Raw genomic sequence first — 9,055 nt, 5'->3', positions numbered from 1 at the left:
GTGCGGACCGGTCGATTCGGACTCGACGGCGAGCAGACCGATCTCGGGGGAAGTCCCGTGGTCACGGACCGCGACGTCGCCGCCGCCGATGACAGCAGAACCGCTACCGCCACCGAGACCGTGAGCGAATCCGGGGCCGACGACGAGTCCGACGCGGTCGATCCCGAACTCCTCACCGACGAGGACCGAGTCAGGCGTGCCCTCCGCGAGCGCGACGGCCGGATGAAGCAATCTGACGTAGTCGAGGAACTCGGCTGGTCGAAGTCGAAGACCTCGCGCGTGCTCTCGCGGATGGCGGACGCGGGCGGGGTAGAGAAGCTGCGGATCGGCCGCGAGAACGTGATCGATCTCGCCGACGGCGACGACGCGGCCGACGAGGACCGACCGGCGTAATCACTGGTCGGAGTCGGTGCGAAAGAGTGGAGAGAAGCCGGGTCAGTCGGCCGCTTCGACGGCCTCGCGCTCGGCGTCGTCCTCGCGGTAGTACTCCTCGATGAACTCCTCGTCGATCCGGTTGAGGGCGTCCTTCGGAAGCATCGAGAGCAGGTCCCAGCCGATAGAGAGCGTCTCGTCGATGTCGCGGGTGGTCTCGAAGCCCTGATCGATGAACTCCGACTCGAACGCGTCCGCGAAGTCGAGGTACTTGTTATCGAGTTCCGAGAGCGCCTCGCGACCGACGATGTTCACGAGGTCGCGGAGGTCCTCGCCCTCCGCGTACGCCGCGAACATCTGGTCTTTCACGTCGGCGTGGTCCTTGCGGGTGAGCCCCTCGCCGATCCCGTCGTCCATCAGCCGCGACAGGCTGGGGAGGACGTTGATCGGCGGCTGGAGGCCCTGACTGTTGAGGTCGGGGTCGACGTAGATCTGCCCCTCCGTGATGTACCCGGTCAGGTCCGGGATCGGGTGGGTGTCGTCGTCGCCCGGCATCGTGAGGATCGGGATCTGCGTGACCGACCCGTCGCGGCCCTTGATCCGGCCCGCGCGCTCGTACAGCTGCGCCAGGTCGGTGTACATGTATCCGGGGTAGCCACGACGGCCCGGAACCTCCTCGCGGGCCGCGCCGATCTCGCGGAGCGCCTCGCAGTAGTTGGTCATGTCCGTCAGGATGACGAGGACGTGGTAGTCCTTCTCGAAGGCGAGGTACTCGGCCGTGGTGAGCACCATCCGCGGCGTGACCGTCCGCTCGACGGCGGGGTCGTCCGCGAGGTTCATGAAGACGACGGAGCGTTCGAGCGCGCCGGTGCGCTCGAAGTCCTGCATGAACTCGTTGGCCTCCTCTTGGGTGATCCCCATCGCGCCGAAGATGACGGCGAACTCGGAGCCGTCCTCGTCGTCGTCGCCCTCCTCCTCTTCGGGCACGCTGGCCTGCCGCGCGATCTGCATCGCCAGTTCGCTGTGCGGCTGGCCGGAACTGGAGAAGATCGGGAGCTTCTGCCCGCGGACGAGCGTGTTCATCCCGTCGATGGCGGAGACGCCCGTCTCGATGAACTCCTCGGGGTACTCCCGGGAGTAGGGGTTGATCGCCGCGCCGACGATGTCCTGTCGCTCCTCCGGAACGATCTCCGGGCCGTCGTCGATCGGCCGGCCGGAGCCGTCGAGCACCCGACCGAGCAGATCCTCGGTGACGGGCATCTTCATCGTCTCGCCCAAGAAGCGGACGGACGCGTCTCTGTCGATACCGCTCGTCCCCTCGAAGACCTGGATCGCGACCACGTCCTCCGAGGATTCGAGCACCTGCCCGCGCAGCGTCTCGCCCTGTGCCGTCTCGATCTCGACGATCTCGTCGTAACCGATCGCCTCGTCGACCTCGGCGTACACGAGGGGACCGCTGATCTCGGTGATGGTTTGGTACTCTTTCATGTTAGTAGAGGCTCCGGAGTTCCTCGGCGATGTCCGCCTTGAGCTCCTCGATGTACTCCTCGTAGTCCTCTTGGACGCCGATCCGGTTAATTCGGGGGCGGCCTCGGTGTCGACGATCTCCTCGACCGGGACGCCGGCGTCGAGCGCGTCGAACGCCTCGTCGTTGAACGCCTGGATCGTCGTCAGCATGAGGTACGTCTTCTCCGGCGGACAGAAGGTGTCGACCGGGTGGAACGCGTTCTGCTGGAGGTACGCCTCGCGCAGGTAGCGCGCGACCTCGAGGGTGAGCTGCTGGTCGTCGGGGAGAGCGTCCTTCCCGACGAGCTGAACGATCTCCTGTAGCTCCGTCTCCTCGTCGAGCACGTCGACCGCCCACTGGCGTCGCTCCGCCCAGTCGTCGGCGACCTTGTCTTCGAACCACGGGTCCAGCTGGTCTTTGTACAGCGAGTACGATTCGTTCCAGTTGATCGACGGGAAGTGGCGGCGCTCCGCTAAGTCCGCGTCGAGCGCCCAGAACGTCTTCACGATACGCAGCGTGTTCTGCGTGACCGGCTCCGAGAAGTCGCCGCCGGGCGGTGACACCGCGCCGATAGCCGAGACGGACCCCTCCGTCCCGTTGACGTTCTCGAAGTAGCCGGCCCGCTCGTAGAACTGCGCTAGACGGGCGGCGAGGTACGCGGGGTACCCCTCCTCGCCGGGCATCTCCTCCAGCCGGGAGGAGATCTCGCGCATCGCCTCCGCCCACCGCGAGGTGGAGTCGGCCATCAGCGCCACGTCGTACCCCATGTCGCGGTAGTACTCGGCGATCGTGATCCCCGTGTAGATACAGGACTCACGCGCCGCGACGGGCATGTTCGAGGTGTTCGCGATGAGCGAGGTGCGGGCCATCAGCGGGTTGCCGTTGGCCGGGTCCTCCAGCTCGGGGAAGTCCTCGATGACCTCGGTCATCTCGTTGCCGCGCTCGCCGCAGCCGACGTAGACGATGATGTCCGCGTCGGCGTACTTGGCGAGCTGGTGCTGGGTGACCGTCTTCCCGGAGCCGAACGGCCCCGGAATCGCGGCCGTCCCGCCCTTCGCGATGGGGAACAGGCCGTCGAGGATGCGCTGACCGGACACCAGCGGCGTCCGGGGCGTCTTCTTGTTCGCGGAGGGGCGCGCCTCGCGGACGGGCCACTCCTGGTGCATCGAGACGTCCGTCCCGTTGGCGAGCTCGGCCACCGTCTCGGTGACGTCGAACGAGCCCGACTCGACGGCGGTGACCTCGGTGGTCTCGCCCTCGTCGAGCGCGTCCGGCGGCACCATCACCTTGTGGTCGATGGTGACCGTCTCCTCGACGATGCCGACCACGTCGCCGCGGCCGACCTCGTCGCCGACCTCGACGGTGGGCTCGAACTCCCACTCCTTCTCGAGGTCGATACCGGGGGCGTCGACCCCGCGGTCGAGGTACGGACTGCCCATCTTGCCCTCCAGCACGTCCAAGGGGCGCTGAACGCCGTCGTAGATGGCGTCCAGCACGCCCGGACCCAGGTCGACCGACAGCGGCTCGCCCGTGTTCTCGACGGGTTCGCCGGGGCCGACGCCGGAGGTCTCCTCGTACACCTGAACGGTCGTGAGGTCGCCCTCGATCTCGATCACTTCCCCCATGAGCCCTTCGTCGCCGACGTAGACGACGTCGTTCATGCGGGCGTCGAGATCGCGGGCGGTCACGACCGGACCGCTCACGCTCTGAATGACGCCGTCGTCGGAGACGGCGTCGGTTGTGTCTGCTTTGCTCATGTTAGTCTTCGTCCTCCATCAGGTCGATGCCGATGGCGCGTTTGATCTGGTCGCGCAGCCCGCCGCTGCCGGCTCCGGAGCCGCCGAGCGTCACGAGGACCGGCTCGATGCTCCCCTCGACCGCCTCGCGGGTCCCCCGCGAGAGGTGGTCGAGGTCGTCGTCGTGCATCACGATGATGCCGACCCCCTCGTCGTCGAGCGTCCGCTCGACCGCGTCGTCGAGCTTCTCGTCTTTCTCGTCGTCCGGCACGTTCTCGAACGCCCGGACGCCGGCGAGACGGAACCCGGTCGTGAACTCCGGGCTGCCGACGACCGCTATCTCCTGGCTCATGTTATCACCAGCTCCGATTCGATCTCGTCGGGCGACAGCCCGGCCTCCTTCCCGCGGGCGATCGCCCGGATGTTCTCCGTCTCGCGCTCCTTCGCGAGGATGTACGAGATGACCGGGGTGACCGACACGGGGTGGATCGTGCCGAGCCGGTCGCCGTACGCCAACAGCGCGGCGTCGATCGCGTGTTCGAACGCGATGAGGCTGTCGGCCTCCTCTAGCTCGCGGAGCGCGGGACCGAGCTCGTCGCCGTACTGGCTGTCGCCGATGTACTCGACCAGCTCGTCGATGTTCTGCGCCAGCCGCGCGAGCGACGAGCGGGTGAACAGGTCACCGCCCTCGATGAAGTACGCCGCGGGGTCGATATCCGCGCCCGAACGGGCGAGCCGGAGCGCGTTCGTCGCGTTCCGGAAGTCGACCTCCGCCTTGAGGAACGCCTCGTACTGCCGGGTCGGCTCGTCGCCGCCAAGCCCGGAGAGGAGCCGCTCGTAGAACGCGCGGTCGACCGCGTTCTCTAAGGGCACCAGCACGCCCGTCTCCTCGAACTCGGCGTACGCCTCCCGCAGCGGCTCCCCGTAGATCGTGTCTTCGAGGACCTCGATCACGCCGTCGATCGAGTCCGCCTCAAGCAGCCGGCGGATCCGACGGTCGTCGAACTCGCCGGCGCGGATCAGGTCGACCTCGACGGCCGACTGCTCCGCGTCGGTGTAGACGCCGCGGATGACCGTCTTCACGTTCCACGCGTCGAACTTCCGGAGGTACCGGGCGATCAGGTCGTACAGCGACCCCTCGCTCCAGTCGAGGATGGCGTCGAACTGCTCGGCGAGGTTCCGATTCAACGCGTACTCGATCAGGTCCACGCCGCCGTGGCGGCTTCCGAGGGCGTTGATCTCCGCGCCGTAGCTCGACTCCTCCATGAACCGGGCGATCTCGGCCGGACCCATCCGAGTGAGCTTGCGGTACTCATCGTCCCCGAAGAGGCTGCCGCGGCGGGCACGAACCCGCGCGACGACGTACTCGGGGTTCGGGCTGCCGGCGGCGCTCATTGGTCGAACAGCCGGTCCGAGATGTTCTTCAACTCGTCGTCCCAGACGGACTCTAAGACCGAGTCGAACGTGTTGTTCACGCGAACGCGGGAGGTGTCGCTCTCGACGACGACGCCGCCGAGGCAGTCGACCTCGCCGTCGACCTCGGCGTTGCGGTCGGCGACGAGATCTTCGAGCAGCTCGACGTCCTCGGCGCGAGTGTAGACGGCGACATCCTCGTCGCCGTCGAACTCCGCCAGGCTCGCGTCGAGCAAGGCCTCGGTGAGCTCGCGGCGGTCGTCGCCGTCGAGCCCCTCGATGGCGGCCTCGACGTCGTCATGAACGTCTTCTAAGACGTCGCGACGAGCGCCGAGCCGCTCCTGTTTGGCCTCGAGCTTCGCCGAGGAGAGCGTCTGTTCGCGCTCCTGGTCGATCTGGTCGTCGACCTCGGCGAGCCGCTCCTCGCGGATGCGCTCCGCGTCGGTCTCGGCCTCGGCGACGATCTCGTCGGCCTCGGCCTCGGCCGCCTCGCGGATCTCCTCCGCACGCGCGCGGGCTTCGTCTCGAACGTCCTCAACGACGGTTTCCAAACTCATTGGTTGAAAAACGCTGGAGGATTAACCGACGATGAAGACGACGACGAGCGCCAGAATGACGATCGTCTCGGGGAGGACCGTCAGGATGAGCCCGTTGACGAACAGATCTTCGTCCTCGGCCATCGCGCCGACGGCAGCCGACCCGATGCCGCGCTCCGCGTAACCCGCCCCGAGTGCCGCAAGCCCGACGGCGAGGGCCGCCGCGGCGTTGGGGTCAGTCAGCGTTCCACCGGTCGACAGTACGAGGTTCCCGAGTTCGTTGGTAGCTTCAAACATTGGTAGTAGTTGCTGTTGCTCGTCTCCGAACGGTTGCTAATTGCCTCTACAGGAGTCATAAAGCTTCCCAAAACGACCGAACAGAATCCGGGAGAACAGTGGGGAAAGCGGCGGCTACTGCGGTCAGATACCCGACAACGTTGCCGGGTTCGTGCGGGCGGACCGCGGCGAGACCGACCAGCGGCCGGAGATCGCTCCGGCCGTCAGTCCTCGCGGGTGTACTTCCGGTCGCGTCCGAACGGCAGGTACTCGCGGCCGCCGCCCTCGTAGAAGTTCCCGAAGAACTCTACGTACTCGAGGCGGACCGCCTGAATGCCGGCAGACGTGACGCCGAGCAGGAGCACGACGATGTGACCGACGACCGCCACGACGATCCCGCCGAGGAGCGCGACGACGCCGACCGCGCCGATCGAGGCCGGGTCGAACGCGGTGGTGATCCCCGCGAAGACCAGCTCCTCGCTCGCCGTCTCCTGAACGTGGTGGAGGTGCTCGTTCGTGAAGATGAAGTGGAAGCTCCCCTCGCCGCCCTCGTCGATGTACGCACCGAACGCGAGCAAGTTGACCGCGAGCGCCATCCCGCCCTTCGCGAGCAGGACGGCCATGATCCGGGCGTACGAGATGACGTTGACGACCGGTGCGAGCGCTTCGGCGAGCTCCGGTGTCGCGCCGACCGCGAGCAGGCCGAGGCCGAGCAGGATCGCCGCGATGGCCGCGTACCCGACCACGCCCGGGACGGGGAACGTCTCGAACGACACGACCCCGAACGTCAGGACGCCGAACGCCTCGTAGAGGAAGTCCGGCTTCGGTCCGGGGAGCTGCTGGCTGAAGATCCAGATCCACGCGCCGTTGAGGATCAGCAGCCACGACCCGGCCTCGTACAGCGCGTGCTTCAGGTCGTGCTGCTGGTAGTGGCTCACGAACGAGAGGATGTGCCCGAGGTTCAGGTGGACGATCCCGAACAGCACGCTGGCGACGAGGAACGACAGCGCCCAGTTGAGGTCGGCGGGCGAGAGGCCCTTCCCCTCGACCGGCCAGTGAACGTCACCCGGCAGCAGCTGGTAGGCGTGGTACCCGAACACGTCGATACCGAAGTAGATCCCGAACAGTATCGTGAAGCCGCCGGCCCACATCGCGACGGAGCCGAGTTCGCGGAACGCGCCGTCGAACTTGGTGTACATGAAGGCCCCGATGGCGGCGTAGAGGACGCCGTATCCCACGTCGCCGATCATGAACCCGAACATCGCCGGGAACGTCAGGAACACCAGCAGCGTCGGGTCGAACTCCGAGTACTTCGGGCGACCGAACGCCTGAACGAGCAGTTCGAACGGTCCCGCAGCGCCGCCGTTGTCCTGAACGACCGGCGGGTCGTCCGTACCGTGCGCCGCATGGCCGCCGTCGGTGGCGACCGCCTCTTCAGTCTCGGCGTCCGCGGTCGCGTCGGCCGACGCCGCGCCACCCGCGTCGTCGTCGACGGACTCGGTGTGGTGGTCGCCGTCGGGCGTGAACGAGGCGCGCTCCAGCTCCTCGACCTCGGCGTGGTCGCCGACCGCGTCGGCGACCGCCGCCTCGAAGTCGGGGTAGGTCTCGGTCGGAACCCATCCCTCGGCGACGAAGGCGTTCTCCGTCGTCGCAAAGGAGAGCGGCGCTTCCTTCTTCTCGGCCTCGATGGTGAGCTGCTCTTCGGCGCGCAGGAGGAAGCCGGCTGCCTCCGCTTTGACCGATTCCAGCTCGGTCTCGACCGCGTCGAGTTCGTCGCGGAGGTCTGCCTGTTCGGCCTCCAGCTCCGCGACGTACTCGTCCGGGCTGGCGTCCGCGTCCGGCACGTCGAGCAGCGCGATGTCGACGCCGACCAGCGCGTCCTGAACGACGCCCTCGGCGTCGGGGTCCGACGGCTTCGCGACGATGGCGAGCACGTCGCCGCCGACGAAGACGTCGAAGGCGTCTATCCCCTCGGCGTCTTCGAGCGCCGCCTCGACGGGACCGGGCTTGGCCTCGCCGACGACGACCTCGACGGAGTCGTAGCCGCGCAGGTACGCTAAGTCGATCCCCAGCTCGGCGAACGGCTCCATCCGATCGATCTCCTCTTGCCGGTCGCGGATCGCGTTCTGGAGCTCGTCGCGCTGGTCGTTGAGGTCGTTGACCCGCTCGCGGACGCGGTCGAGCTCGGCGACGAGTTCCTCGTCGTCAAGTGAACGCGCGACCTCGGCGTCGTCCTCGTCGACGTCGAGGATGCTTTCGAGCGACCGCACCGTCACGAGCCGCTCGTTCAGCGTCTCGGCTCCGTCGAGCGAAGTTCCCGGTTCGAACCCCTCGTACCGCTCGTCGTAGTCGGTGACGTGCAGGGAGTGGTGCGAGTACGCCGCCTCGATGACGTCGTCGATGACGCGCTTCGAGCCCGTCACCGACACCCGGCTCATCCGCTCAGGCCTGAGCATCCACCGCCTCCTCGGCCTGCTCGTGAACCGCCGCCTCGAACCGTTCGACGGCGTAGTCGACGGCCGATTCCACCCGGTCGCGGGCCTCGCGTTCGAGCTCGTCGCGGTCCGAACGCCCCGATTCGAGGATCTCCTCGCGCCGCTCTTCGATCTCCTCTCGGGCCGTTTCGAGCCGCTCTTCGGCCTCGGAGTCCGCCTCCTCCTCGGCCTCGGCGCGGATCTCGTCCGCGCGATCACGAGCCTCGGCGAGGCGCTCTTCGGCGTCCGATTCCGCGTCCGCAATGATCTCGTCCGCCTCCCGTTCGGCCTCCTTGATCGAGTTGAGCACCTCTGGTCTCGCCATGCTACTAATCGCCTGAAACTCTACAAGCGACGTATAAGGTGTTTGCGAAAGCCCGCGGGGTTTCGCGCGGATTCCGGGCCGATTCCGGGCGGATATCGGACCGAACTCGTCGGACGCGCCCGCCGAGTCCGGGCGTCGCCGCCTACATTTAAGTGCCAGTCGCCGGACCGTCACCGTATGGCAACGGTGTATGCGGTCGCGTCGGCGAAAGGTGGGGTCGGGAAGACCACCACGACCGCCGCGCTGGCGACGATCCTGGCGGAGTCGGGGGCCGACGTCGTCGCGATCGACGCCGACCTCGGCATGGCGAACCTCGCGAGCGCCGTCGGGGTCACGCCCGGCGAGACCACCATCCACGACGTGCTCGCGGACGAGGCGGAGCCCGCCGCGGCGGTCCGCGAGGGACCGTCCGGGCT

The 9,055-nt window shown here is 67.5% G+C and carries 9 protein-coding genes and 1 pseudogene; 2 read left to right on the top strand and 8 right to left on the bottom strand.

What is annotated here, in order from left to right:
* Positions 1-393: helix-turn-helix domain-containing protein (locus BN903_RS12260; protein ID WP_048077993.1), on the top strand; the 393-nt coding region annotated here is incomplete at its 5' end.
* A 42-nt stretch (positions 394-435) separates the two neighbouring features.
* On the opposite strand, the gene BN903_RS12255 is transcribed toward BN903_RS12260, so the two are convergent.
* The 8 genes and pseudogenes from BN903_RS12255 to ahaH form a co-directional block, all read right to left on the bottom strand.
* Positions 436-1,860, bottom strand: coding sequence for a V-type ATP synthase subunit B (locus tag BN903_RS12255; protein WP_048077992.1), 1,425 nt, complete (start codon positions 1,858-1,860; stop codon positions 436-438).
* Position 1,861: 1 nt separating this feature from the next.
* Positions 1,862-3,636 (bottom strand): annotated as a pseudogene (locus BN903_RS12250) (ATP synthase subunit A).
* Position 3,637: 1 nt separating this feature from the next.
* A complete protein-coding gene (locus tag BN903_RS12245) occupies positions 3,638-3,967 on the bottom strand; it encodes a V-type ATP synthase subunit F (RefSeq protein ID WP_048077991.1) in 330 nt (109 codons plus the stop codon).
* Complete coding sequence (locus BN903_RS12240) at positions 3,964-5,010, bottom strand: V-type ATP synthase subunit C (RefSeq protein WP_048077990.1); 1,047 nt, start codon at positions 5,008-5,010, stop codon at positions 3,964-3,966. Before BN903_RS12240 ends, BN903_RS12245 begins: the two co-directional genes overlap by 4 nt.
* On the bottom strand, positions 5,007-5,585 hold the full coding sequence (locus tag BN903_RS12235) for a V-type ATP synthase subunit E (protein WP_048077989.1): 579 nt from the start codon (positions 5,583-5,585) through the stop codon (positions 5,007-5,009). The genes BN903_RS12240 and BN903_RS12235 overlap by 4 nt, the downstream gene beginning before the upstream one ends.
* A gap of 21 nt (positions 5,586-5,606) precedes the next feature.
* Positions 5,607-5,861, bottom strand: a complete 255-nt coding sequence (locus tag BN903_RS12230) for an ATP synthase subunit K (protein WP_048077988.1) — start codon at positions 5,859-5,861, stop codon at positions 5,607-5,609.
* Positions 5,862-6,064: 203 nt separating this feature from the next.
* Complete coding sequence (locus BN903_RS12225; protein WP_048078014.1) at positions 6,065-8,278, bottom strand: V-type ATP synthase subunit I; 2,214 nt, start codon at positions 8,276-8,278, stop codon at positions 6,065-6,067.
* Between the two features lie 4 nt (positions 8,279-8,282).
* The gene (gene ahaH / locus BN903_RS12220; protein WP_048077987.1) at positions 8,283-8,639 is read right to left on the bottom strand and encodes an ATP synthase archaeal subunit H; all 357 of its coding nucleotides are present in this window, start codon (positions 8,637-8,639) and stop codon (positions 8,283-8,285) included.
* A 177-nt stretch (positions 8,640-8,816) separates the two neighbouring features.
* On the opposite strand from ahaH, the gene BN903_RS12215 reads away from it, so the two are divergent.
* Positions 8,817-9,055, top strand: a 239-nt coding sequence (locus BN903_RS12215) for an AAA family ATPase (protein WP_048077986.1), incomplete at its 3' end; no start/stop codon positions are given.

The sequence above is a fragment of the Halorubrum sp. AJ67 genome, assembly GCF_000513435.1.
This window is presented reverse-complemented; position numbering and strand designations above follow the sequence as displayed.

Coding starts and splice junctions, on each gene's coding strand:
- BN903_RS12255 (WP_048077992.1), bottom strand. CDS start 1,860: ATGAAAGAGTACCAAACCATCACCGAGATCAGCGGTCCCCTCGTGTAC.
- BN903_RS12245 (WP_048077991.1), bottom strand. CDS start 3,967: ATGAGCCAGGAGATAGCGGTCGTCGGCAGCCCGGAGTTCACGACCGGG.
- BN903_RS12240 (WP_048077990.1), bottom strand. CDS start 5,010: ATGAGCGCCGCCGGCAGCCCGAACCCCGAGTACGTCGTCGCGCGGGTT.
- BN903_RS12235 (WP_048077989.1), bottom strand. CDS start 5,585: ATGAGTTTGGAAACCGTCGTTGAGGACGTTCGAGACGAAGCCCGCGCG.
- BN903_RS12230 (WP_048077988.1), bottom strand. CDS start 5,861: ATGTTTGAAGCTACCAACGAACTCGGGAACCTCGTACTGTCGACCGGT.
- BN903_RS12225 (WP_048078014.1), bottom strand. CDS start 8,278: ATGAGCCGGGTGTCGGTGACGGGCTCGAAGCGCGTCATCGACGACGTC.
- ahaH (WP_048077987.1), bottom strand. CDS start 8,639: ATGGCGAGACCAGAGGTGCTCAACTCGATCAAGGAGGCCGAACGGGAG.